Origin of the sequence: Arthrobacter caoxuetaonis, assembly GCF_023921125.1 — a bacterium.
In the GTDB taxonomy this organism is placed as follows: domain Bacteria; phylum Actinomycetota; class Actinomycetes; order Actinomycetales; family Micrococcaceae; genus Arthrobacter_B; species Arthrobacter_B caoxuetaonis.
Map to the genome: position 1 here is coordinate 2,501,294 of NZ_CP099466.1, position 24,586 is coordinate 2,525,879.

Annotated in this window: 25 protein-coding genes and 1 other RNA gene; 3 read left to right on the forward strand and 23 right to left on the reverse strand. The window is 64.8% G+C overall.

The genetic code is table 11. The features are described 5' to 3' along the window. Positions 1-150 precede the first annotated feature (150 nt). The 15 genes from ssrA to NF551_RS11535 all read right to left on the reverse strand — a co-directional run bounded on the left by ssrA (position 151) and on the right by NF551_RS11535 (position 13,550). Positions 151-520: a transfer-messenger RNA gene (gene ssrA, locus NF551_RS11465) on the reverse strand. 67 nt (positions 521-587) lie between these two features. Next, positions 588-956, reverse strand: coding sequence for a hypothetical protein (locus NF551_RS11470; protein ID WP_227894543.1), 369 nt, complete (start codon positions 954-956; stop codon positions 588-590). Beyond that, positions 956-1,429 (reverse strand): SsrA-binding protein SmpB, encoded by a 474-nt coding sequence (gene smpB / locus NF551_RS11475; RefSeq protein WP_227894542.1) that lies wholly within the window; start codon positions 1,427-1,429, stop codon positions 956-958. The genes NF551_RS11470 and smpB overlap by 1 nt, the downstream gene beginning before the upstream one ends. Positions 1,430-1,471: 42 nt before the next feature. Further along, the gene (locus NF551_RS11480; RefSeq protein ID WP_227894541.1) at positions 1,472-2,902 is read right to left on the reverse strand and encodes a M23 family metallopeptidase; all 1,431 of its coding nucleotides are present in this window, start codon (positions 2,900-2,902) and stop codon (positions 1,472-1,474) included. A gap of 52 nt (positions 2,903-2,954) precedes the next feature. Then, positions 2,955-3,866, reverse strand: coding sequence for a permease-like cell division protein FtsX (gene ftsX, locus NF551_RS11485; RefSeq protein ID WP_227894540.1), 912 nt, complete (start codon positions 3,864-3,866; stop codon positions 2,955-2,957). Continuing rightward, a complete protein-coding gene (gene ftsE / locus NF551_RS11490) occupies positions 3,863-4,666 on the reverse strand; it encodes a cell division ATP-binding protein FtsE (RefSeq protein WP_227894539.1) in 804 nt (267 codons plus the stop codon). Before ftsE ends, ftsX begins: the two co-directional genes overlap by 4 nt. A 190-nt stretch (positions 4,667-4,856) precedes the next feature. Further along, on the reverse strand, positions 4,857-5,783 hold the full coding sequence (locus NF551_RS11495; protein WP_227894538.1) for an alpha/beta hydrolase: 927 nt from the start codon (positions 5,781-5,783) through the stop codon (positions 4,857-4,859). Further along, the gene (locus NF551_RS11500) at positions 5,780-6,547 is read right to left on the reverse strand and encodes a 3-hydroxybutyrate dehydrogenase (protein ID WP_227894537.1); all 768 of its coding nucleotides are present in this window, start codon (positions 6,545-6,547) and stop codon (positions 5,780-5,782) included. The genes NF551_RS11495 and NF551_RS11500 overlap by 4 nt, the downstream gene beginning before the upstream one ends. After that, positions 6,544-7,182 (reverse strand): TetR/AcrR family transcriptional regulator, encoded by a 639-nt coding sequence (locus tag NF551_RS11505; protein ID WP_227894536.1) that lies wholly within the window; start codon positions 7,180-7,182, stop codon positions 6,544-6,546. The genes NF551_RS11500 and NF551_RS11505 overlap by 4 nt, the downstream gene beginning before the upstream one ends. Then, positions 7,179-8,771 carry a class I adenylate-forming enzyme family protein gene (locus NF551_RS11510; protein WP_227894535.1) on the reverse strand — a complete coding sequence of 531 codons (1,593 nt, stop codon included), beginning with the start codon at positions 8,769-8,771 and terminating at the stop codon, positions 7,179-7,181. The genes NF551_RS11505 and NF551_RS11510 overlap by 4 nt, the downstream gene beginning before the upstream one ends. Further along, the gene (locus tag NF551_RS11515) at positions 8,768-9,898 is read right to left on the reverse strand and encodes a branched-chain amino acid ABC transporter permease (protein WP_227894534.1); all 1,131 of its coding nucleotides are present in this window, start codon (positions 9,896-9,898) and stop codon (positions 8,768-8,770) included. The genes NF551_RS11510 and NF551_RS11515 overlap by 4 nt, the downstream gene beginning before the upstream one ends. Beyond that, positions 9,895-10,773: a branched-chain amino acid ABC transporter permease gene (locus tag NF551_RS11520; protein WP_227894533.1), complete on the reverse strand. Its 879-nt coding sequence runs from the start codon at positions 10,771-10,773 to the stop codon at positions 9,895-9,897. The genes NF551_RS11515 and NF551_RS11520 overlap by 4 nt, the downstream gene beginning before the upstream one ends. Next, a complete protein-coding gene (locus NF551_RS11525) occupies positions 10,770-11,579 on the reverse strand; it encodes an ABC transporter ATP-binding protein (protein ID WP_227894532.1) in 810 nt (269 codons plus the stop codon). Before NF551_RS11525 ends, NF551_RS11520 begins: the two co-directional genes overlap by 4 nt. Next, complete coding sequence (locus NF551_RS11530) at positions 11,579-12,337, reverse strand: ABC transporter ATP-binding protein (RefSeq protein WP_227894531.1); 759 nt, start codon at positions 12,335-12,337, stop codon at positions 11,579-11,581. Before NF551_RS11530 ends, NF551_RS11525 begins: the two co-directional genes overlap by 1 nt. Before the next feature lie 10 nt (positions 12,338-12,347). Beyond that, the gene (locus NF551_RS11535; RefSeq protein ID WP_227894530.1) at positions 12,348-13,550 is read right to left on the reverse strand and encodes a substrate-binding domain-containing protein; all 1,203 of its coding nucleotides are present in this window, start codon (positions 13,548-13,550) and stop codon (positions 12,348-12,350) included. A gap of 192 nt (positions 13,551-13,742) precedes the next feature. Here NF551_RS11535 and NF551_RS11540 point away from each other — a divergent pair, with 192 nt between their 5' ends. Further along, positions 13,743-15,869, forward strand: a complete 2,127-nt coding sequence (locus tag NF551_RS11540; protein ID WP_227894592.1) for an acyltransferase family protein — start codon at positions 13,743-13,745, stop codon at positions 15,867-15,869. A 9-nt stretch (positions 15,870-15,878) separates the two neighbouring features. On the opposite strand, the gene prfB is transcribed toward NF551_RS11540, so the two are convergent. Then, positions 15,879-16,997, reverse strand: coding sequence for a peptide chain release factor 2 (gene prfB, locus NF551_RS11545; RefSeq protein WP_227894529.1), 1,119 nt, complete (start codon positions 16,995-16,997; stop codon positions 15,879-15,881). A gap of 170 nt (positions 16,998-17,167) precedes the next feature. Between prfB and NF551_RS11550 the strand changes: the two genes are divergently transcribed. Beyond that, complete coding sequence (locus NF551_RS11550; RefSeq protein WP_227894528.1) at positions 17,168-17,467, forward strand: hypothetical protein; 300 nt, start codon at positions 17,168-17,170, stop codon at positions 17,465-17,467. Between the two features lie 31 nt (positions 17,468-17,498). Here NF551_RS11550 and NF551_RS11555 read toward each other — a convergent pair whose 3' ends face one another. From NF551_RS11555 to NF551_RS11585, 7 genes are all read right to left on the reverse strand, one after another. Further along, positions 17,499-17,957: a pilus assembly protein TadG-related protein gene (locus NF551_RS11555; RefSeq protein ID WP_227894527.1), complete on the reverse strand. Its 459-nt coding sequence runs from the start codon at positions 17,955-17,957 to the stop codon at positions 17,499-17,501. Further along, positions 17,954-18,415, reverse strand: a complete 462-nt coding sequence (locus NF551_RS11560) for a hypothetical protein (RefSeq protein WP_227894526.1) — start codon at positions 18,413-18,415, stop codon at positions 17,954-17,956. Before NF551_RS11560 ends, NF551_RS11555 begins: the two co-directional genes overlap by 4 nt. After that, entirely contained in the window at positions 18,387-18,797 is a 411-nt protein-coding gene (locus NF551_RS11565; RefSeq protein ID WP_227894525.1) for a TadE family protein, read from the reverse strand. The genes NF551_RS11560 and NF551_RS11565 overlap by 29 nt, the downstream gene beginning before the upstream one ends. Before the next feature lie 34 nt (positions 18,798-18,831). Next, entirely contained in the window at positions 18,832-19,062 is a 231-nt protein-coding gene (locus NF551_RS11570; protein WP_227894524.1) for a hypothetical protein, read from the reverse strand. Between the two features lie 77 nt (positions 19,063-19,139). Then, positions 19,140-20,075 carry a type II secretion system F family protein gene (locus NF551_RS11575; RefSeq protein WP_227894523.1) on the reverse strand — a complete coding sequence of 312 codons (936 nt, stop codon included), beginning with the start codon at positions 20,073-20,075 and terminating at the stop codon, positions 19,140-19,142. Beyond that, the gene (locus tag NF551_RS11580; RefSeq protein WP_227894522.1) at positions 20,072-20,926 is read right to left on the reverse strand and encodes a type II secretion system F family protein; all 855 of its coding nucleotides are present in this window, start codon (positions 20,924-20,926) and stop codon (positions 20,072-20,074) included. Before NF551_RS11580 ends, NF551_RS11575 begins: the two co-directional genes overlap by 4 nt. Further along, complete coding sequence (locus tag NF551_RS11585) at positions 20,923-22,149, reverse strand: TadA family conjugal transfer-associated ATPase (RefSeq protein ID WP_227894521.1); 1,227 nt, start codon at positions 22,147-22,149, stop codon at positions 20,923-20,925. The genes NF551_RS11580 and NF551_RS11585 overlap by 4 nt, the downstream gene beginning before the upstream one ends. A gap of 671 nt (positions 22,150-22,820) precedes the next feature. Between NF551_RS11585 and NF551_RS11590 the strand changes: the two genes are divergently transcribed. Next, positions 22,821-24,584, forward strand: a complete 1,764-nt coding sequence (locus NF551_RS11590; protein WP_227894520.1) for a GH25 family lysozyme — start codon at positions 22,821-22,823, stop codon at positions 24,582-24,584. The last annotated feature ends 2 nt before the right edge of the window (positions 24,585-24,586 follow it).

Genomic DNA, 24,586 nt, shown 5'->3' on the forward strand with positions numbered 1-24,586 from the left:
GCTTTAATAATCGTTGCGAGCCCTGCGAGCAGTGATTTTCGTTGCCGCCGTCCCGGGTTCTCCGGCCGGACGCACCCGCGAACTGAACCGAACCGCAAAAGCAACACAAAAAGCACCCCGGCCCGAAGGCCGAGGTGCTCTTTGTACAAAAAGTGGAGATGGGGGGAATTGAACCCCCGTCCGATGTCGTGTTGTCAGGGCTTCTCCGGGCGCAGTTCACGTCGGAGTTTCTCGGCCCCAGCCATCATGTGAACAAGTGGCTGATCCGGGCCCAGCCGTCTAAAAGTCCCGAGCACTCCAACGGCGAAAGTGCTCAGCAGTGGCCCTCTAAATGACGCCAGGATCCGGGACGAGAGCATTCCCGGTCTGACGGACTATGCCCGCTGCTTAGGCAGCGAGAGCGAAGTCAGTGCGCTTAGAATCGGCACTTATTGGTTTGCAAGGAGCGTTTACGAGATAACCCTGCATCCTCGGCCCGCTTCACCTGTCGCGACTAACATCGTCGAAACCTGTCATCCCCGTATTCAGTTACCAAACTGATTTGTCCGCCCGCAACCGGCCGGACCGTTAACTATAACGCATAGACGCTAGAACGTCATTCCGAACACCGTGAACGGGGCACCCCACAGGATGACCAGCAGGACAGACAGCAGAACGAACAGGACGGACAGGATAGCCAGGCCGGTCATGCCGGCGTACTTGCGCCGGAACGCCCAAACGAAAAGGACGGCATTCGCCCCGAGCAGGACCGGACTGGCCCAGACCAGGATCTGGGCAAGATAGACGTAGAACACGGCAAAGAACGGCACTGCCACCAGAATGACGACCGGGGCCGCGGCTGCGACAACCAGCAGGTCCAGGGCGGTCACGGCCCAGGCCCAGAGCGGTTTCCGGGGCTGGCCTTCGCGGGATTCTTCGTCTTCCTGGAGCTGCGTTTCCCAGAACGTGCCGCTCATCAGGCTCCGCGGTTCTTGGAACGCATTTCGCGCAGTGCCTCGCGGTTGTCCTGCTTTTCACGCAGCGTCTGGCGCTTGTCATAGTCCCGCTTGCCGCGGGCAACGGCGATTTCCACCTTGGCGCGGCCGTCCAGGAAGTACAGCTGGAGCGGAACGATCGTGAACCCCGATTCCCGGGTCTTCTGCGCAATCTTGTCGAGCTGCTCGCGGTGCAGCAGCAGCTTGCGGCGGCGCCGTGCCGAGTGGTTGGTCCAGCTTCCGTTCAGGTACTCCGGAATGTAGACCCCTTCCAGCCACAACTCGTCGTTGTAGAACGTGGCGAATCCGTCGACCAGGGAGGCCCGCCCCTCCCGGAGGGACTTCACCTCGGTTCCCATCAGCACCATGCCTGCTTCATAGGTGTCGAGGACTTCGTAGTTGTGCCGGGCCTTGCGGTTGGTGGCCACCACTTTACGGCCACTTTCTTTGGGCACGGTTCAACTCCTTCGTTAGATGCGAAAACACCTATTCTATGCCTACAGCAAACCCATCGGGTTAACCAGCTGGCCGTTGAGCATGGTCTCGAAGTGCAGGTGGCATCCCGAGGAATTACCGGTCTGTCCGACGTAACCGATCAGCTGTCCGGCGTTCACCCACTGTCCGGCGTTCACCAGCCGGCTGCTCAGGTGGTAGTAGTTCGTGGCCAGGGCACTGGTGCCGATGACCCCGTGGTTGAGTACGATCCGGTTTCCTGTGCCGATCATTTCCCCGCCGCCGGTGTCCGAACGCCAGACCTCTCCGGCAGCCGCAGCGTAGATCGGGGTGCCACAGCGGGCCCCGAAGTCGAGCCCGGAGTGCAGATACCCGCCGCTGCCGTTGAAATCGATGGTGCCGACCGGCGTCGCGCGCCAGCCAAAGCCCGAACTCAGCGGAGCGCTGACAGGGTAACGCAGTCCGAATGCGGACGGGTTGGTGGGCTGCACTGTCTGCGGAGGTGGCGGGGGCTGGTTGTTTTGAGCCGCTTCTTCAGCAGCGCGGCGGTTGGCCTCGGCGATCCGGGCTTCCTCGGCGCGCCGTGCTTCTTCGAGCAGGATCCGCTGCCGTTCGGCGATCTCCGCCTGGACGGCTGCCTGCTCGGACTGGATCGAAGCCAGCTTGGCCTGGATGACCGGTTTCTTCGCCTCCAGTTCATTGTTCAGCGACTCGGCGCTGGCAATGAGGCTGTCCACCTTGGACTTCTCTTCAGCGGCCTCGTCGCGGGCCGCCTGCTCGGACTCCAGTGCTTCCTGTGCCTGCGCCTTGAGCGAGGAAATCTCCTCCTCCACGGCTGCGAGGCGGGCCTCCGAGTTCACATTGGTGGCAGCTTGCTGGGTGAGGCGCTCGACGGCGGCGTTCTGGCCGCGCAGGGCCTGGCCGGCCATGCCCATCGAATCAGTCAGGCTCTCCGCTCCCTCGGCACCCAAAAGAAGCGTGAGACTGGAGGGCACTCCCCCGCTCTTGTAGGCCTGGCTGGCGATCTGCCCGATGACCTTCTGCGTTTCATCGAGGGCCTGCCGGTCCTCTTCGATCTGGGCGGCAATCGTGTTGCGGCTCTCCTGCGCCAGGGCCACGCGGTCCGTGAGCGCGCCAACCTTCGCTGAGGCCGTGCTGACCCGGCCCTCCGCCTCCGTCAGGACGGCCTGCGCTGCGGGCAGTTCCTGGTTCTGGTAGATGTTCAGCTGCGCCACCGTCTTGGCAATGTCCTGGTCAAGGTACTCGTACTGTTCCTGGACCTTTTGCTGCTCAGCTTCAAGTGCGGCTTTGCGGTCACTGAGTTCATCTGCGGCAGCCGGCGCGTTGACCGCACCGAGGGCGAGGGCAAGGGAAAGCAGCACCGCTGCTCCTGCAGCGGCGGCACGTTTGGCAGCGCCCGCCGAGGCGGCGGCTGCGGCGGCAACGGTGCCCTGCCGCTCCCGGCGCCTAGTCATTGGCAAAGCAATTCATATGGTTTTTCATCTTTCCTGTCCCAGTGCCCACACTCTAAACCTTGATGTACCGTCTGAGCGTCAGCAGCGAGGAAACACCCGCGAGCAAAGCACCAAGAATCAACAGGGCCGGACTAAGCATGAGCACTTCCCGTGCGGAAATGAAGGCGGTTGCGGGATACTGGCGGGCCAGCATGCCGATGAAGAAGTGCGCCACGGCCCACAGGGTTCCCGACGCAAGGACGGCCCCGATGAGCGCCGCAATCACGCCCTCCAGCACAAACGGCAGCTGGATCACCGCCTTCGAGGCCCCCACCAGCCGCATGATCCCCGTTTCACGGCGCCTGCTGAACGCAGAAAGCCGGATGGTCGTGGCGATGAGGAGGATGGCGCAGACCAGCATCAGCACAGCGATGAGCAGCGCCACCAGGGAAGCAATGTTCATGAAGGAGAACACCTTTTCCAGCAGTTCCCGCTGGTCGCTGACGGACTCGACGCCGGGCATGGAGGAGAACGCCTCGTTGATGACCTCGTACTTCTCCGGGTCGACGAGGGAAACGCGGAAAGTCTCCGGCAGCTGGTCGGCCGTCACGCTGTCAACGATCGGAGAGTTTGCGAACTGCTCACGGAAGTGGCCCAAGGCAGTTTCCTGGTCTTCGAACTGGACCGTGTCGATATATTGCTTGAACTCGGGCGAATTCAGCTTGGCTTCGATCGCACTGCGCTGCTGGTCTGTCACCGCGCCTGAGGCACATGACGGCGAGACGTCGTTGCCCACGCACAGGAACACCGCAACCTGCACCCGGTCGTACCAGTAACCCTTCATCTGGTTGATCTGCAGCTGGAGCAGGCCGGCAGCGCCGACGAAGGTCAGTGACACGAACGTCACCAGGATGACCGAGACAACCATCGACAGGTTGCGCCGGATTCCGGATCCAATTTCACCCAGGACAAAAGCCATCCTCATTCGGGGGCCTCCGAACCGGAGAGACCGCCGGCTTGGGCGGGGGTGCGATCTTCTTTCCCGGCCGGGCCGGCGGCGGCGTCGGGCTCGCCCGACGCAGGAACGATGGGCTGCATCGCCGTCGCCAGGTAGATTCCCCCCCGCTCATCGCGGATGACCTTGCCGTGGCGCAGTTCGATCACGCGCTTGCGCATGGCATTGACGATGTCGTGGTCGTGGGTGGCCATGACCACCGTGGTTCCGTTCTGGTTAATCCGGTCCAGGACCTTCATGATGCCCAGCGAGGTGGTGGGGTCGAGGTTGCCGGTCGGTTCGTCGGCAAGAAGGATGCCCGGTTTGTTCACGATCGCCCGGGCAATGGCCACGCGCTGCTGCTCGCCGCCGGAGAGCTCATGCGGCATCCGGTTGTCCTTGCCTTCCAGGCCCACCGTCTTGAGGACCTCGGGAACGGTCTCGCGGATCACGGCGCGGCTGCGGCCGATGACCTGCATGGCGAACGCGACGTTGGCGAAGACAGTTTTGTTGGGCAGCAGGCGGAAGTCCTGGAACACGACGCCGATGCCGCGGCGCAGGCGCGGAACGCGCCAGCTGGGAATCTTCGCGACGTTGGAACCTGCGACGTACACCGTGCCGCGGGTGGCGTGCTCTTCCTTCATCACAAGGCGGATCAGCGTGGATTTGCCTGAACCGGATGCTCCCACCAGGAAGACGAACTCACCGCGGTCCACGTCAAAGCTGACCGAGTTCAACGCCGGCCTGGAGTTGCGGTCATAGACCTTGGTGACGTTGTCGAATGTGATCATTAGCGTTTCATGCCCTTGTCTAACTACCGGATCGAAAAGGGCCTTGGGTTGGGGAGCAGGGAACCGGCCTTTCGACTATAGCCAGCGGATCGACCTGCCGGGGAGAGCGCCGGCGGTGTGTCGCGATCGTCCTGCCTCCGGCGCCCGGCCGGGCGGGAAGGGCGGGCCGGATACCGGCCCCTGCTGCAGGTTAGGCCACCCCGTCCGGGACTCCTGGCTCAGCGCCGGCCGGGAAGCGGGAGTGCTCCCGCAGGACTCCGGCAACCGAACCTGCGCCCGGCTCATCCATGACGATCGTGTAGTGGTTGGTGTCCGGGACGTCCGTGACCACCAGGGACGGCAGGCGCTGCTGCCATTGCTGAACGTAGCCGGGTGCGTACAGGCCTGGCTCTTCGTTGAAGAGACCCCGCGGCGCGCGGAGCAGCTGCACAGGATGAGCCAGCTCTTCGAGGGCACGAAGCAGTGCGGCGCCCCGGTGAAGTTCAGCAGTATCCTCGGCCAGGGCTGCGTAACTGGTTGCAGCGCGGAAACCGCCGTCGGGATGCGGCTGGAGGTCGTACGCCAGATAGTCCAGCAGCAGCGGGTTCCAATGTCCGGCGAACGCGGGATGGGGGCGCCAGAAATCGAGATACTCCTCGTGGGAGGCAAACGGCTGCCCGAGCCGCTCTGCGGCGGAGCCCAGGACGGCCTGCACTACCTGTTCGTCGCTGAGTCCCGCTGGAACATCCAGCGGCAGTCCGCCGTCGATCAGCACCAGCGACTGCACCAGTCCGGGATGCAGGTTCGCCAGCACCAAGGCGGCAAAGGCACCCATGGAGTGGCCGGCGACGACGGCGCGCGGCACCTTCAGCGCGTCCAGGACGGCTGCCAGGTCCTCGGCATGGACCGGCATTCCGTAGGGCCCGGGCAACGTGTTGCTCCTTCCGCGGCCGCGCAAATCCGGTGCGATGAATCGGAACTCGGGCAGGGCCCCGGCCACCATCCCCCAGGTGCGGTGGGAGGCAGTGACACCGTGGATGGCCAGGACCGTGGGAGCACCGGGGTCATCCGGCCCCCAGACACCGGTGCGCAGCAGTCCGCCGCGTACCGGGACGTCGATGCTCATGTAGGCAGTCATCGCGCACTCCACCCCCCGTCCATCGTGTAGGAGGCACCGGTGACCATTCCGGCGCCCGGTCCGGCAAGCCAAGCCGCGAGGGATGCGACTTCCTCCGGCTCCACCAGGCGTTTGACCGCTGATTCCGTGAGCATGATGGAGGCCACCACCTCCTCTTCCGGAATCGAATGGATCCGGGCCTGGTCCGCGATCTGGGTTTCGACCAGCGGGGTACGCACATAGGCCGGGTTGATGCAGTTGGACGTCACGCCGTGTGGCCCGCCTTCCAGCGCGGTGACTTTGGACAGCCCCTCCAACGCGTGCTTGGCGCTGACGTACGCACTCTTGAAGGCGGAAGCGCGCAGTCCGTGGACGGACGAAATATTGATGACGCGCCCGAAGCCGCGTTCATACATACCCGGCAGGACGGCACGGATCAGCAGGAACGGAGATTCGACCATTAGCCGGTGCACCAGGCGGAACGTGTCCGGATCGTATTCGTGGATGGGGTTGATCCGCTGGATGCCGGCGTTGTTGACCAGGATGTCAGCTTCCAGGGACAGGTCTTCGAGGGCGTGCGTATCGCTGAGGTCGACTTCCCAGGCCGTTCCTCCCGTTTCGGCCGCCACCCGGGCGGCCGCCTCCTTGTTGATGTCGGCCACGGTCACTTTGGCACCGAGAGCGGCGAAGGTGCGTGCGCACGCTTCGCCGATGCCGGACCCTGCTCCCGTGATGAGTGCCGTCCGCCCGTCCAGCGACGGCCCGCTGAGTGCATCCGTTGTCATTCTCCAGCTCCTTTACCGGGCGCAACCGGCGCCATTCCGCGTTCGATGAAGCGCATCATTTCTTCAAACTCCGCTTCCGGAATCTCGGCGACGGCACCTGCCTCGGTGTCGGCTTCCTTATTCCAGAGCACCCACCGCATCCCGAGCATCTCCCCGATGCCCATCAGCGCCCACGCCACGGTGTCCACGTCCATCTCCCGGATGTCACCGGCCTCGCGGGCGGCTTTCAGGCCTTCCACGTAGCCGTTGACGATCCGCGTGTAATGCATGCGCAGCGCACCGGGTGAGACAAACTCTGCCTGCCGGATGATCCTGTACAGCGCCGGGTGTTCGGCGGTGAACCGGAAGAAGGCACGGAAACCGGCACGCTCGGCGTCGATCCGGTTTCCTGCTGCCCTGGCGGCCTCGGTCATGGCATGCCGGACGCGGCGGTTCAGGTCCTCGACCACCTCGTCGAAGATCGCCTGCTTACCCTCGAAGTAGAGGTAGAAGGTCCCCAGCCCTACACCTGCCTCTTCGGTGATCTTCACGATCGACGCATCGTGGTAGCCCAGCGACCCGAAGACCTCTTCAGCTGCGGCGACCAGCCGTGCCCTGGTGCGGGTGCCCCGGGCGGTTCGCGGTGTTGTGCTCATGCGTTGTCCTGACGGTGGGAGACGGGTCCTGCGGGTTGGTCGTGGAGGGAGGTGGCCGGGACCCCGGGTTCCGGTTTCCCCAGCCGTGACCTGGCGATCTTGTGCAGCGAGGTGCGGGGCAGCCCGTCCACGAAGGAGATTCGGGAGGGGACCTTGAAGCGCGCCAGCCGGGCAGAGCAGTGTTCGAGCAGCTCGAGGGCATCGGCTGCGGTACCCGGGCGGCGGACCACATAGGCGATCCCCGTTTCACCCCACTGGGGATCGGGCACCGAGGTCACTGCCGCCTCCGCCACCGCGGGGTGCTCGCGCAGGACAGCTTCGACTTCGGCGGGAGCAACGTTCTCGCCGCCCGAAATGTAGATGTCCTTTAACCGGTCGATGACGCGCAGATAACCGTCCGCATCGCGCTCCACCAGGTCTCCGGTGTGCAGCCACCCGCCCGCGAGCGCCGCGGCGGTCGCTTCAGGGTTCCGGAAGTAGCCCTGGAAAACCCCGGGGCCGGCGACGAGGAGTTCCCCCGTGCAGGGGCCCGCCTGCAGTTCTCCGGTCACCGGGTCCGCAACTGCGACATCGACGTGCGGATACGGTTTGCCTGCCATGCCGATCCGGGCTTCGGCTTCTTCCTCCGGCAGGCACAGCACGTTGGGGCCCGCTTCGCTCAGTCCGTACCCCTGTGCCAGTGCGACGCCCCGGGAGTGCCAGGTGCGCAGCAGCGGAGCGGGCATGGGCGCCCCGCCCACGACGGCGCGGCCCAGGCTGGAAAGGTCCGCGGACGCGAAGCGCGGGTGGGAGGCCAGCATCAGGTAGTTCGCGGGGACACCCATCATGGTGGTGACGCGCCGGTCTTCGATCAGCTGCAGGATCCGTCCGGCGTCGAACGTCCTTTCCAGAACCACTGTGGCTCCTGTCCACCAGGCCAGCAGCGGCTGGATGTTCCAGCCTCCTGCATGGAACTGCGGCAGCACGGCCAGCACGACGTCGTGGCTGCCGATCTCTGCTGTCCGGGAGAGGGAGAGATTGGTCCAGAAACAATTGGCGTGGCTGAGCACCACGGCTTTGGGGTCCGCCTGCGTGCCCGAGGTGAACACCATCAGCAGCGGATCGTCGTCGTCTGTCGTTCCGCCCGCAGGCCGTTCGCCGGGCGGAAGCAGGTGCAGCGGCGGAGGCGGGCCCGCTTCGATGCCGGTGCGTCCCAGCGGAGCAGCCGGCGGCGGCACCGGCAGACGGGAAGCGGCCGCCGCCGCGACGGAGGAGAACTCGTCCTCCACCAGCAGCAGGGCGGGGTCCGCCAGCTGCAGCTGCGCGGCAAGCTCTCGGGCGGACAGGCGCCAGGACAGAGGGACCAGGACCAGCCCCGCTTTGGCGCAGGCGAAGAACAGGACCACGTGGTCGGCGCTGTTCCCGGTTACTGTCGCGATCCGGTCCCCGTGCCGGTAGCCGGCGTCCTGGAACGCACCGGCCAGTGCCGCGGCACGGGTGTCCAGTTCCCGGTAGCTGAGCCGGACACCGCGGTCATCGATCGCGGTGCGGTCAGGTGTGGCCAGCGCACGGTCCGCCGTCCAGCGGCCAAGGGTATGCAGCCCGCTCATCCGGCTTCCTCCAGGATCTCCCGGGGCCGGGCAGCGTCTTTTTTGCGTCCCTTCAGCCGTGCGGCCGCTCCGGCCAGGCCGCCGGGCAGGAACAGGACCACCAGGATGAACAGCGTGCCGAGCAGGAACAGCGGCTCGCTGAGCGGGATGTGCAGGATCGGCGGGAGACCGGCAATTGCCTCCGAGTTTGCGAGCGCCGTCAGCCGCTGGTCCAGCATCGTATAGACGACGCCGCCCAGCACGGCACCCCACCGCGAACCCACACCGCCCAGGACCACCATGACCAGGAGCGTAATGGTGAAGTCCGAGGAGACGGCCCGCGGCACGGCACCGGATTGCAGGAGCAGGTAGGTCATGCCGACCACACCGGCCAGGGTCCCCGCCACGACGAAGATCAGCAGCTTGGCGAGGTACGGCTGCAGGCCCAGCACCCGTACCCGCATCTCGTTCTCCCGCACGGCGGCGGCGACGTGTCCTGCCCGGCTGCGCTGGATCCAGGCCGTCACGAGGAAAACGGTGACCAGTGCGGCCAGGGCCAGCCAATACAGGTTGCGTGTGTTGGCGACGCCCACCAGGAAATCCGGGACGTGCTCGGTGGCCAGGCTCAGCCCTTCCTCTCCCCCGGTGGCGCCGTCGGGATTCCTGCGGACCATTACCGAACCGGCCTGCGCGAAGGCGAGGGTGACCATGGCGAACGGGATGCCGGTGACCCGCAGGGCGACGGCGCCGGTGAGGTTCGCCAGCACAATGACAGCCACGAGCGTCAGCGCCATGGCCGGCAGCAGCGGCAGGCCGGTCCGGTCCAGGATGATGGCAAGACCGTAGACTCCTGCCCCGAAGTACAGCGCGTGGCCGAAGGAGAGCATGCCCGCCACTCCGAGGAGCAGGTGGTAGGTCAATGCTGCGGCGGCCATCAGCATGCACAGCGCCATCAGCTGGAGCGACCCCGGCGTATAGGTCGGACCGGGCAGCAGGCCCGGGACGGAAAGGTTGAACAGCGGCAGGACAGCCAGGACCACGACGCCGGCCGCACCGGCAGCCCAGGCCAGCGGACGCCGTCGGCCCTTCTGCGGTTCCGGCTTCGGCCGGTGTGCCCTGGTGTCCTCCCGGACCTGGGTTGCGCTCATGCGGTTACCGCCTTTCCCATCAGTCCGGAGGGTCTTGCCAGTAGTACGGCGGCGAGGAGGAGGACCACCACGAAGTCCCCCACTCCCCAGTAGAAGTTTGCGAACTGCTGCAGGATGCCCACCGCCACGGAGGCCAGCGCTGCTCCGGTGAGGGACCCGAGCCCGCCGATCACCGTCACGATGAAGGCGAAGATCAGCAGTGAACCGCCCAGCAACGGCGACACGTAGCCGAAGTAGTGGCTGGCGAGCACGCCTCCCATGCCTGCCGCGGCTCCGCCGATGGTGAAGACAAGCGTGAACGCGCGTCGGACATCGATGCCCAGTGCGGTCACCATGGACCGGTTTTCCACTCCCGCCCGGATGATCATGCCGTACCGGGTCTTCTTCAGGAACAGCAGGAGCCCGGCCAGGACCAGTCCGGCAGCGACAATGGCGACGAACCTGTCATTCGGAATCCGCGCACCGAGGAGCTCCGTGGTCTCTTTGAGCCAGGGCGGCCCGGTAATGAAGGACGGATCCGTTCCCCAGATTCCTTCGAACAGGGCTACGGAGGCGAGCGAGAGACCCACGGTGACCAGGACCTGTTCAATGTGCCGCTGGTACAGGGGACGGATCAGGATCCGTTCGGTGAGCGCGGCGAAGACGGCTCCGGTCACGGCTCCGACAGCCAGGCTGATGAGGAACACTCCCCAGCCGCCTGCGCCCAGCGCCTGCGCAGCCTGCCAGCCGAGGAAGGCACCGAGGGTGAGGAAGGACCCGTGGGCGAAGTTGAGCACGCCCATCAGCCCGTAGATCAGGGAAAGTCCCGAGGCGACGAGGAAGTACAGCGCGCCCAGGCCGAGGCCGGTGACGATGAGCAGGACAATGGTGCTCACGCTTCACGCACCTTTCCGGCCTCCGGGGCCTGTGCCGTGAGTTGGCCGGCCGTGTCGGAGGATCCTGCCGCGTCCCTGGCAGGTTCCGGAGCGCCGCCGGTGTGGACCCCCAGCAGCCGGTGGAAGAGCTCCGTGTCATCGAGGAACTCGCCTGCGTCCATGCCGGTCAGGGCGACTTTGCCGCCGCTGAGCACCGTGACGGTCGAGGCCAGCTGGCGTACGACGGTCAGGTTCTGTTCCACGAGCAGGATCGGAACGCTCCGGGCAGCCTCAGCCAAAGCCTCGCTCACTTCCTGCACGATCTTCGGCGCGAGTCCCTTGGTCGGTTCGTCCACGAGGAGCACCTTGTTGGTGTTCAGCAGCGCGCGGGCCAGGGACACCATCTGCTGCTGCCCGCCCGACAGGGTTCCGGCCATCTGGGCCGACCGTTTGACGAGGTCCGGGAAGAGGTCCTCCACGAGCTGCCGCTGCGGATGCCCGTCCCGTTCTGCCAGCTTCAAGTTTTCCGCGACCGTCAGGCGGGAAAACACCTCGCGGTCTTCCGGAACGTAACCCACTCCCCGCTGGATGATGCGGTGGGTGTGTTCGCCGTCGATCCGGGCGCCGTCGAGCTCCACCGTCCCGGTACGGGAAAGCAGGCCGATGATGGCCTTGATGGTGCTGGTCTTGCCGACTCCGTTGCGCCCCAGCAGGGCCGTGACGCCGGCCGCCGGCACTTCGAAGCTGACGTCCTCCACGACCTGCTGGCCGCCGATCGAAGCGGACAGGTTCGCCACCCGCAGGATGGGCACGGGAATGTGGTTCATCAGACGGGTTCTCCCAGGTAGGCGCTTTGGACCAGCGGATTCGCCATGACGGCTTCGGGGGTGTCGATGGCCAGGAGGCTGCCGTGATGCATGACCGCCACCCGGTCCACCAGGCCCAGGACCACCTCCATGTGGTGCTCGACCATCAGCACCGTCCGGCCGGAGTCGCGGTGCATCCTGCGGATCACCTCGGACAAGGCCGGAACGTCTCCGGACCCGACGCCGGCCATCGGCTCGTCGAGCAGGATCACTTCGGGATCAGCGGCCAGCAGCATGGCGATTTCAACCTTGCGTTTGTCCCCATGGGACAGCCCTCCCGCGGCGGTGCCCGCTTTGCCGGCGATTCCCGCCTCTTCGAGGTGCCTTTCAGCGATCCGGGTCGCCCCGTCACCCCGATGCGGGAAACGCAGCAGCGACAGGCTCCCGCCGAGACGTGCCTGCGCAGCCAGCCGGACGTTCTCCAGCACGCTCAGCTGCGGGAACAGGCTGGACGTCTGGAAAGTGCGGCCCAGCCCGGCTGCGGCACGGCGGTGCACGGCCAGCCGCCCGACGTCGTTGCCTGAGACTGCCACGGTGCCCTCGGTGGGTCGCAGCAGCCCGGAGATGACGTTGAAGAGGGTGGTTTTCCCAGCCCCGTTGGGGCCGATCACGCCTACCATCTCCCCTTGCGGAACGGTAAAGCTGATGTCTTCCAGGATCCGTGCGCCGCCGATCATCAGGCCGACGCCGGAAAGCTCGAGCGCGTTGGGGCTGTCCATACGGGCGGGCCTACTTCGCGGCTTCCGGCGGTGCCACCGCATCGGCCGCAACCGTGTCGACCAAGGTGGGAACCCAGGTTCCGCCCTCGTCCGCCAGCGTGACCTGGTACATGTCCTGCAGCAGTGCGTGGTCGGAGGCGCGGACTGTCGTTGTGCCCTTGGGCCCTTCGAAGGAGTAGCCCTCCAGCGCCGCGACCATGGCGTCGACGTCGTTGCCGCCCTCGCGGACTGCCTGGACGATCATCTGCCCGGCCACGAAACCGTCCGGGGTGAAGAGGTCGGCTTTCTTGCCGGCCGCCTCGACTGATTCGATCATGGCCTTCTCGACGTCGTTGCCGCCGGCACCCGGGAAGTAGTGGTTCAGGAAGGAGATCTTGGTTCCGGCTGCTCCATAGGCGCCGAAGGTCGCGGCGTCGCCGAGTCCGGTCACGATGGGCGCCGCTTCGAAGGCACCCTGCTGGTCCAGGGCCTGCCACATGGAACCGGAGGTCGCGCCGGCCCAGGCGACGAACGCCATGTCGGGGGCAGCATCGATGAGCTGGCGGGCAAAGGGCGTGAATTCGGTGGCGTCCTCGGGGACCAGCACGCTGCTCACTTCCGCTCCCTGTGCGCCCAGGACGGCCTCCACTGCTGCCAGGTTGCCCTGTCCGAAGGCGTTGTCCTGCGCGAAGACCACGACCTTCTTGCCTTCGAGGTCCGGCACGAAGGAACCCGCCGTCGCGACGTCCTGCAGGGACTGCCGGCCGGAGCGGAAGGTGTATTTGTTGATGCCCTGAATGGCGTCGGTGGCGGCCGGACCCGAGATGTACAGGACCTGGTTCTGTTCGGCCTGTTCGGCGAGTTTCAGGGCAATGCCGGAAACCACGGTGCCGGCAAGGATCTTGTAGTCCTGGCCGATCAGGTCTTTGGCGACCGTGACCGCCTTGTCCGGGTCGCCGCCGTCGTCGTGGTACGTAATGTTCAGTTCGGTGTCCCCGACCTTACCGGTGCCGTCTGTGGCGTAGTCGATGCCGGCCTGCAGGCCTTCGTAGTAGGCCTCGCCGTAGGCGGCGAGCGGCCCTGTCTTCGAATAGACGATCCCGACGTCAACGCTCGACGGCGCTTCGCCGCCCTCGGCGGGTGCGGTGCCGGAATCTGCGGCAGGGGCGCAGGCCGAGAGCGTCAGCCCTGCGGTGACGGCCGCTGCGAGGAGGAACTTCTTTGTTGCCTTCACGGTGGTGCCTTTCGGTGCGGTGACTGGCGTTGCCCGGCCCGTTGCGGGCCCTGCAAACCTGAAAGGCGATTCAGGTTACGGAAAATGTAGAACATGAATCACACTGCGTCAATGGCCGGCGGTGCTGCGTCAGCGCTGCGCGCCTGCGGATGAGGAGTTCCGGAACTCGTATACTTACAACTCGTGTCATCAATGGACCTCCGCTTACCGGACGCTCGCCCAGCGCCGGCCTCCGCGAGTACGCGTTCGGCTCCGTCGGGCCGGCCTGCACCTAACCGGGCCCATCGAAACGACATCCAGGGTTTACGAGCCCTGGCCGTCGGCCTGGTGGTTTGCTATCACATCTGGCCGAACGCGCTGCCCGGAGGTTTCATCGGCGTAGATGTCTTCTTCGTGATTTCGGGTTATTTGATCATCGGGTCACTGGCACGCGAGGCTGCCGGCGGGAAAATCCAACTGCTTCGGTTCTACAGCCGCCGTATCAAACGTTTGCTTCCAGCCGCAGGAGCCGTCCTCGTCGCGACCATGGCGGCGACAGTCCTGATACTTCCGCAGAGCCGCTGGCAGTCCGTTTCACGGGACGTCGCCGCTTCTGGCTTGAACATCCAGAACTGGAACCAGGCTTTCTTCAGCACCAGCTATGAAGGCGCAACCGCATCCGTTTCGCCGCTCCAGCACTTCTGGTCTCTGGCTGTTGAAGAGCAGTTCTACCTCGTGGCGCCTGTCATCCTGCTCTCCTGCGCCTGGCTTGCACGAAAAAGGCTGCGCGGTGGTGCCCGCACATTCAAACTGCTGGCACTGGGCGTGTTAGGCAGCTTGACTCTGGCCTCCTTCACCCATTCAGTCCTCTTCTCCGCGGCCAGTCCGGACTTGGCCTACTTCTTCACCACCACCCGAGTGTGGGAGCTGACCCTCGGGGGCATGGTGGCGCTGGCCGCCCGACCCGCCGGAGTCCGCCCGGCACTGTCCGCGCTGCTGGGCTGGTTTGGCCTCCTCCTGGTTCTGGGATCGGCAGCGGCATTTTCGACGGCAATGCCCTTTCCCGGATGGATCGCCCTTTTTCCGGTGACCGGGGCCATCTTTCTGCTGCTTTCGGGAGCGTCCGCCCAACCGCGCCGCGGCTTATCCCCGGCCTGGTGGCAGTCCTTGGGCCCGATGAGGTATCTGGGCGACATCTCGTATTCGCTCTACCTGTGGCATTGGCCGGTCATCGTTTTTTCCGTTTTTCTGCTGGGTCCTAACCCTGGCTGGCTGCACGGCAGCGCCGTCATCGCTGCCAGCATCGCCTTGGCTGCTGTCTCTACGCGTTATATCGAGCAGCCAGTGCGCAATTTCGAGCCGGGCCGCAGCCGTTCACACGGCAGGCGCCGCGCCGTGACACCCGGTTACGGCCGGATTTTTGCGTTGGGCGCGCTCCTCACACTTCTGCCAATTGGCTTGGCAGCCGTCCCTTATCAGGCCATGGAGTTGAAGGAACGTTCGCTGACTGCGGAGCTCGACCTTGATACCTATCCGGGTGCCATGGCACTGCATGGTTTCGGGCCCAGGGACTTCCCGGATATGCCGGTTCGGCCGGACCCCGCTATTGCCGCAGCCGATCAGCCCGATGCACCCGAGGAGTGCCGCAACAGCTACGACCCCGCCAAGGTGGATTATCAGGATTGTGTTTTTGGAGATGGGGCAGCAGAACGCAGCATCGTCCTCGTCGGGGACTCGCACTCGGCCCAGTACCTGGATTCACTGAGCATTGTTGCGCGCGAAAGCGGCTACCGCCTGTATGTGCTCAGCAGGAATGGCTGTCCTTTCAGCATCCACCCGCTGCAGTCAGACACCTTCACCTACACCAACTGCTCCGCACAGAACGAACAAACGGTCCAGGACATACTGGCGATCCAGCCGGCGCTGGTAGTCACGGCCGCCCTGAGCCCCGCGGGATACGAAGACGCACTGGGCTGGCGCTGGAGCGATGAGTCCGCCGCAATCGATGGATTCAGGGGAACCCTGCTGCCCCTGCAGGAGGCCGGCATCCGCATAGCGGTCATCAGTGACCTTCCCTATCCGCCCTTCAGCGTGCCGGAATGCGTAGCTGCGAAGTCGGAGGATTCCTGCACGTTCCCGGCCGAACATACGCCAAGTCCCCTTGCCGCAGCGGCCGAGTCAGTGGATGGCGCTATCTCCGTGGACCTCCGGGATTATCTCTGCCCGGACGGGGTCTGCCGGAGCGTGATCGGGAACGTACTGGTGTACCGCGACAACCATGTGACGGGAACCTTCGCCAAGACGCTGACCATTCCCCTGCGTCAGGCGCTGGGGATCTAGGACGGAGCGTTAGTTGCGCGCTGAAACGCTCCCATTGGCGCGCCAGCGGATACCGGCGTCGATGAAGTCGTCAATCTCCCCGTCGAACACTGCGGAGGTATTGCCGACTTCGTGTTCGGTGCGCAGATCCTTGACCATTTGGTACGGATTCAGCACGTAGGAACGCATCTGGTCGCCCCAGGATGCCTTCACATCGCCGGCAAAGGCCTTCTTTTCGGCGTCTTCCTGTTCCTTCTTCAGCAGCAGCAGGCGCGATTGGAGCACCCGCATGGCAGCGGCGCGGTTCTGCAGCTGCGATTTCTCATTCTGCATCGACACCACGGTCCCGGTCGGGATGTGGGTCAGGCGCACGGCCGAATCTGTGGTGTTCACAGACTGGCCGCCCGGGCCCGAGGAACGGAACACGTCCACGCGGATCTCATTGTCCGGAATATCGATGTGGTCCGTCGCCTCGATAAGCGGGATGACCTCGACGGCGGCAAAGGACGTTTGGCGCCGTCCCTGATTGTCGAAGGGGCTGATGCGGACCAGCCGGTGGGTACCGGCTTCCACCACGAGCGTGCCGAAGGCGTAGGGAGCCTTGACTTCGAAGGTCGCCGATTTGAGGCCGGCCTCTTCGGCGTAGGAGGTGTCGAGCACCTGGGTCGGGTAGCCATGGCGCTCGGCCCATCGCAGGTACATCCGCAGCAGCATGTCGGCGAAGTCCGCCGCGTCCACCCCGCCGGCGCCGGCCCGGATGGTCACTACCGCTTCGCGTTCGTCGTATTCGCCGGAAAGCAGTGTCACCACTTCGAGCTCTGAGAGGGCCTTGCGCAGCGATTCCAGTTCCAGGACCGCCTCGGCCTTGCTGTCGGCGTCGGCTTCATCCTGGGCAAGCTCCACGAGGACCTCAAGGTCATCGATCCGGGCTTCAAGCCGCTGCAGCCTCTCCAGCGCGCTCTGGCGGTGCGAGAGTTTTGACGTGATCTTTTGAGCGGCGTCGGGGTCGTCCCAGAGGTTCGGCTCGCCGGCCATTTCGCTGAGCTCGGCGATATCTTCCTTCATCGCTGCGACGTCTGACACGTCCTCGATGGAAGCGAACGTGGAGCGGAGCGCGCGGATTTCTGCGGGAAAATCGATTTCTGCCATGGTGTTTACAGACTACGCCATGGGCCGGGCGCAGGCCCGTGCCCGCCCTCCAGCCCAGCGGTGCGGCGTGCCGTATGACGGCGCGACGCACCGGGTTACAACGCGGTCTCTGTCAGGCGCCCGGTAGTACATTGGTGCTGTCACGACCGGAAAGGAGCATCGCCATTTCCATGAACCGACTCCCAGGAGCCCCCGCCCGTCATCCCGAGTCCGGACGCAAGTACGAGCGCGCTGAACTCGAGGAACTTGCGGCCCAGGGCGATCCGTGGGCCCACGCCAAGCTAGATGACTGGGACCTTTACGATGCCGCCGACTACGTTGGTTCCCTCCGTGACCGCTGCCCCGACGCAAGCTGTGAGCTTTACGGCGAGCGCGTCACCCTCTGTTATGCCGACGACGGCACCCTGCTCGAGGTGGATCACGGCGGCTGGAGCCATTACGCCCCTCAGGAGGAGGCTAAAGCTTCCTAGCCCCGTGGAGCCTGACCCGCTGCAGCGTGGCCTAACGGGTCAGTCTGGCCCTCGCGTCGCTTTCCGCCCGGATGGGAATCCCGTCCGGGACCAGGAAGTTGACGATCGGTGGATGCACTGCCCCGAGCAGTACTACGCGCGCGGTCCGCGCATCCGGTGTGCCGGTCTCGGGGGAAATTTGAAGAGCGGTAATCCGCTCCCCTGCCCTGCTGTCCGCCAGATACTGCTGAACCGCGGCCGTGACCGCTCCGGATTCGAGCTGTGCAGCCGGGGCTGTGCCGGGCTCCGTGCCCTGGACCTGCGACAGCGAAAAGGTGTCTGCTGCCGCGAGCGCCGCCCCGTCAGCGGCCGACAGAAGCTTCTTGTGCCCCAGATAGACCGATGAGGCCCCTGCAACGACGGTGATGACAAGCAGCGCGAGCAGCACGTACCCAATAATCAGGACACCTACCTGGCCGGATTCACCGTCTCCTGTGTGCTGTTCACTCATGATCCGAAACGCTCCACTGTCTGCATTGATGTCGAGTCGACCCGAACGGGTGCAAGATCCAGTCCCGGGATCGAGGCGAAGAGTGGAAGCGGGACGTCAAAGGCCACTGTGACGGTCACTGTCGATCCCGGGGCCAGGCACGCAGCGGAGCACGTCACATCCATCTCCATGCCCGAGGCATCGAAGCCGAAATCGGAGAAGGCCAATCCCGCTGCGTCACGGGCGGCCGCTTCCGGCGTACCGGCAGGATCTGCTGCCGCATAAACCTTGGCAGCGTGGTCTGCCGCGCCCGTAACTGCGTAGGAAGCGCCCTGCACCTGCCCCAAGGCCACGATGAAGTAGACCAGCGGAACCAGGAGCAATACTCCCAGGAAGATGAACTCGACGACGGCGTTTCCGTCATCACCGGCACCCTCCTTGAAGGCCGTCCTAATCCGTCGCCGCAGGCCAGTGGGCATGGCCGCTCACCTCGATTCCTCCCTGCGGTCCCAAAAAGCCGATCACTGGAAGCGGAGCGCTCACACGCACCTGCAGCATTCCTGCACCGCCGCCGGTCCGTGAGTAGGTAACGTCCTCTGCAAATACCGGTGACAGGGACTGTGAGATGAGGTCACGGGTCCGTTCCACTCCGTCTTCCGGCGTGCGGTCTGCCAGGGTGCCGTAGCGCGCTCCGGAGGAAGCCGCATCGATGAGGGTGTTGCGAACGTGGAGGATCAGCGCCAGCTGAATGACGGCGACGGCGATGAGGGTCAGCAAGGCCCCCACCAGGACAAAGTCGACGACGGCGGACCCGTCCTCCGCAGCAAGCTCTTTTGCGGCTCGTTCCCCGGTACCGGGCACTCCGGCTGCCGCCCTCTCCAATTGCCGGATGGGTCTACCTCCGGACCTGTGCAATGGCGGATTCGAACAGGTCCAGGAGCGCTTCCTGGGCTACGACAAGGATGGCGGCCACGAGAACAGCCGACATCAACGTGATCATCACCCATCCCGGCACGTCCCCCCGCTCATGGTCGTCGTCCGAAGGTGCGGCGGCTGCCCGCAGCCGTGTGAGCAGGGCGAAGGCCAGCAGCCCTGGCAGGGAACGGAGCCTTGTTCGCGTAGTCATATGTGACCTTTCGTCGTTGATCTTCGATATCTGGTTGGTGGGCGCCGCTCTCTGTGACGCATCCTGGACGGTGGTATTCACAAGCCGATCCTCAGGAGGGACAGTCCCGGATAAATCGCAAAGAGCACGGTGAGCGGCAGGACGCCGAAGACCAGGGGAACCATCATGGCGATTTCCTTTTTTCCGGCCGTTTCCATGAGTTCGCGTTTGGCGAGGTCCCTGACGTCCTGCGCCTGGGCGCGCATGACGTCCGCCAGGGGCGTGCCGCGCTCAATAGCCACCGAGATTCCGTCGATGAACCGGGCCAGCGGGGCCAGCTGCGTCCGTTGGGAAAGGTCGGCCAGCGCCGTCAGCAAGGGCACTCCGGAGCGGGTTTGCGCGAGGACCCGGCCGAATTCCCCGGCCAGCTCCCCGTTCGCGGTCCGGGAAACCCGTTCCAGTGCACCTCCGGCACTCTCGCCGGCGCTGACGGCGAGGGCCATCATCTCTGCCAAGCTGGGAAACTCCGCAAGCATTGATGCTTGGCGGCGGCTGATCGCCTTGGTCAGCAGGTAGTCCCTCAGAAGATAGCCAAGGATTCCTCCGGCGGCTGCCAGCAAGACGACACCCGGAACGGAGATCCTCCCGTTGAAGACCAGCCAGACTCCTGCGGCTGCTCCGGCGGCCAGTCCGGTGGCGGCGTAGAGAACCTGTTCGGACCGGAACTCCACTACCGTGGTTTGCCGCCCTGTGCGTTCCAGCCGCTTATAAAGGGCCGGGGCCGCAGGGTTTAGCCGCTCCAGCCTGGCGACCGCACTGTGGAGGACTGGTCGGAAGACTCTCTCCAACGGGCCGAACGGTGTGATGTCTGCACTGGTCAGCAGGCGTGAGCCCGGGGCTCCTGAACGCAGCTGCGGAGCGATCCGCTCCGTGAAGGTGCGCGGCCGGAGAAACGGCAGCCGGACAACGGTCAGCCACAGTCCGATCCCCAGGCCCGCTCCAGCCAGCCACGCAGCCGGAAGTGCCCCAGTCACTGCAGAACCCGCCGGTCGGCCGGAAGGGCTCCAATACGCAGCATCAGCTGGTAGCAGACAACGGAAACCACCATTCCGGCAATAAGCACCATGGCCCCCGCCGGCGTGTTGTACGCCGCGACCGCCGCCGGGTTGGTCGCCATCAGCAGCAATACGATCCACGGCGCTGCGACCGCGAGACGTGCGGCGTTGACCGTCCACGACTGCCGCGCAAGCAACTCGCTCCTGGTGCGGGCGTTCTCCCGCAGGAATTCAGCGAGCGTACCGAGCAACCGTCCAAGATCTGATCCTCCGACCTGCCGGGTGATCCTCAGGGCCTCGACGATCCTGTCCCCTACGGGATCCGCCAGCCGTTCCTTCAGGCCCTCGAGCGCAGTATCGAATGAACCACCCGAACGGTACGCCATCCCAAACTCACGGAATGGTTCACGGAGTTCCGCCGGTCCGTTCTCTCCCAGCTGGATGAGCGCTTCGGGCAAGGACAGGCCAGCGCGGATGGCCGAGCGCAGATGATCAACGGCATCGGGCCAGAGTTCCATGAGGGAAGCTGACCTTTTGCCTGCCTGCCACCGGACAACGCTCACGGGTAGTGCGCAGGCGAAGGCACCGAAACAGCCTCCGATGGGAAGGGAACCGGTGAGTACCCACGTCATGAGAAACGCGAAGAGCCCGAGGACGACGCTGCTGACGACCAGGCCGCTGGGCGTCACCGACCGGATACCAGACGCCGTGAGCATTTCCGCCAGCCTGCCGGGACGGGACCGTTTCGCTGGTTTCTCCGGCAACACCCAGCACGACCACCAGATGAGGAACAGGCCAAGGCCAAGTGCCAGTCCCGCCAGGCCCGTCATGCCGCCGGCTCCAGCAACTCGGTGAGGTTCATTCCGGCACGCAGGAATTTTTCCGGCGACGGCAGCGACGAGGGGCTGGGTACAAGGCGGCCTTCCTCACGCTGAAAGACCAGGGAGGATTCGATGATTCCGTTTTCCACCCGGCGTCCGAGGGCCAGGATCTCGGAGACCTCCCGCCGTCCGGAAGGAGTCCGAACGCAGTGGATCACCAGGTCGATGCAGGACGCAACCGTCGGTACCACGAAGGCACTGGATATGTTGGCTCCTGCCAGGAGAGGCAGCGTGGAAATCTTGGTGACGGCGTCGTGCGCACTGTTGGCGTGCACGGTGCACATCCCCGGCAGGCCGGAGTTCAAAGCGATGAGCATGTCCAGGCTCTCAGCCTCCCGGACTTCACCGACGATGAGCCGGTCGGGGCGCATCCGGAGGGCTTCCTTAACCAGCCTGCGCAGCGGAATCTCTCCGTTTCCCTCCAGGTTGGCCTGCCGGCACTGCAGTCCCACCACATCGCGCAGCGGCAGCTGCAGTTCAAAGATCTCTTCCACAGTGACCACGCGTTCCCTGGCCCCGATCGATGCCGCCAGACAATTGAGCATGGTGGTCTTTCCCGCCTGCGTGGCGCCCGAGACCAGGATGTTCAGGCCGCCTGCCACGGCTGCAGAGAGGAACCGGGATGCCTGGGGTGTCAGCGTTCCGAGCTCTACAAGGTGTTCAAGCCGGCTGGCCCTGACAATGAATTTGCGAATGTTAACCGCCCAGTGACGCCGGGTCACATCCGGGATCACCACATGCAGCCGGGACCCGTCCGGGAGGGCGGCGTCAACGAACGGGGACGAAAGGTCCAGGCGCCGGCCGGAGGACTTCAGCATCCTCTCGACCAGGTCCCTGACCTGGTCTTGGGTCAGGGAAAGGGCCGTCAGCTCTGAGCGTCCGCCGCGGGCAACGTAGACCTCATGCGGCGAATTGATCCAGATCTCTTCCACTGTCGGATCGTCCAGCAGGGGTTGCAGCGCACCAAAGCCGGCGACGGCGTCGAACACGCGTTTGCGTGCCTGGTCCAGTTGTCCAAGGGCCGGCAGCGAACCCAGCATGGAGCGCTCGTCGTAGTCCTGCACGGCCGCCTCAACCAAGCGGCGCACCTCGGGAACCTGACTCGCGGGGTCGAGCCCGCGCACGCGGATGAGCTCCCTGACCTCATCCTCGACAATACGCACAGCATCCATGGCGCTCCCCCGGGCTACTCCGCATCCCCCTCCGGGCAATGCGGCAACGAGACAAAACCTGCAGGCCATCGCGGCCATGCGGCAGAGGATAAGTTATTTCGCCTGTGCTGGCGAGAGTGGCGGTTCTGGGGTGTGGAAAAGGTCTGGGCTGTTCGGCGCGCAAAACAACCCGGCACGCTTCCGCACTGATGTCCTCGCGCGTAGCTTCCTACGGACCTAAAACCGAGCACGCAGAGGTTGTCCATATATCCGGACCACGAAGATCCCTTTTTCATCATATGCAACAACAATCACACTGGCACCGGTAATGTTCACCATGATCCGCTCTCGCCCCTTCTGGAGACCCAGTGCAACAATCCCACCTCGCGCCCATCCTCGCAGGCATCCTCAGCCTCACTCTGGTTGCCTCGGCGGCGCCGGCTTACGCCACCATCGATGTGCCAAACCCGGTGGCCTCTGAAATTCCATCAAACCCGGAGACTTCAGGCTTGCCGGAGGATGCACAGAACCTGCCCGCCGGCCCCGCTGAAACAGACCTACCCAGCACCGAACCTTCTGCGACGGATCCGTCGTCGTTGCCCGGTGGCGACGGATTGGACAGCACACCTCAGTCGCCCACCGCGCCGGTGCCTGCACCAGAATCACAACCGTCGCACGAAGAAGCGGCCCCCTTGCAGCAGGAACCCGCCGGGGAAGAACTCAAGGAAGTAATCGGTATCCTCGGCGCCAAAATGGGCCAGGGCCTGGAACGGCTTCAGGAAACAAGCAACGCCCAGGTCCCGAGCACAGCAGAGACTGAGGAGCGCATCGAAGCAGAGCAGGTGTTGATCGACCAAGGTCTTGCCGATCCGCAGCTCGCCACTGACCCTGAACAGGCGGCATCCCCCTCCGCGGCTGCTGGTTCCTCTTCAGCGGGACCGGTTTCCGCGAACTCCGCTCTCTTCCGGTCCCAGGCTCCCGCTGTCTCACTGGCGGCGACATGGAAGCCGGCTGGAATCCAGGGCATGGACGTCAGCAGCCACCAGCCGTCTGTCAATTGGAACCGGGCCTGGAGCCAAGGCTCACGGTTCGCCTACGTCAAAGCCACGGAACACACCACGTACAAGAACCCGCGCTTTACCAGCCAATACAACGGAGCAGGATCCGTGGGCATGGTCCGCGGCGCCTACCACTTCGCCATTCCCAAAAAGGATTCCAGCGGCGCTGCACAGGCCAACTTCTTCGTGAACAACGGCGGGGGCTGGTCCGCCGACGGGCGGACCCTTCCGCCGCTGCTGGACATCGAATACAACCCTTACCCGGAGCTGGGCAACACCTGCTATAACTTCTCGGCCTCCCAGATGGTGTCTTGGATCCGGGACTTCTCGAACACAATCAAGGCCCGCACCGGCCGGCTGCCCATGATCTACACGACCGCCGACTGGTGGAACCGCTGCACCGGAAACAGCACGGCGTTTTCCGACCATCCGCTGCATATCGCGCGCTACAGCACTGCCGGCCCCGGCTCGATGCCTTCCGGATGGAAAACATACAACGTCTGGCAGTACAGCAGCACCGGGCCTTTCGAAGGTGACTCCAACGTCTGGAACGGTTCGAGTGCTGCCTTATCTGACTTCGTCAATGGAACGTCTCCGGGACGCACCGCCGTCGCTGCCAAGGCTGCCGCGAATCCCTCACTCGGCGGCGCAACGTCTCCCATCGTCTGCGGCATCGGTTCAAATGGATGCGTCCAGAATTTCGTGTCCGGGCAGATCCATTGGACGAAAGCCACCGGAGCCAGGATTACCCGGGGAGCCATCAACAGCATGTGGGCAGCTCAGCGCTGGGAAGCCGGTCCGCTCGGCTTTCCCGTGACGGACGAGATCTGCGGGTTGAAGAATGGCGGATGCCTTCAGGTTTTCCAGGGCGGCAACGCGTACTGGACAGCGCAGACAGGGCCGCAGTACACCAAGGGAGGAATCGACAGCCTGTGGAGCTCCTTGGGAAGGGAGCAGAGCGCGCTTGGCTATCCCACGGGCGGTGAGCGGTGCGGACTGCGTCTGGGCGGCTGCTACCAGGATTTCCAAGGCGGGCAAATCCATTGGACTCCAGTGACCGGTCCCCAGGTGACGTCCGGAAGGATCGCCCAGGGCTGGGCGGCCACCGGGTGGGAAAACGGGACACTCGGCTACCCGACCAGCTCCCAGGTATGCGGATTGAAAGCCGGCGGCTGCTACCAAAACTTCCAGAAAGGCCAGATGCACTGGTCACCAGCAACCGGGGCTTACCCCACGTCCGGAGCTTTCGCTACAGTCTGGGCGTCCTTGGGCTGGGAGAAGGGCAGGTTAGGTTATCCCACGTCGCGGGAGAAGTGTGATGCAGCGGGAACCTGCCGACAGCTCTTCGAGCGGGGATCATTGCGCTGGATCCCGTCTCGGGGAGTTGTGGTCAGCTAACC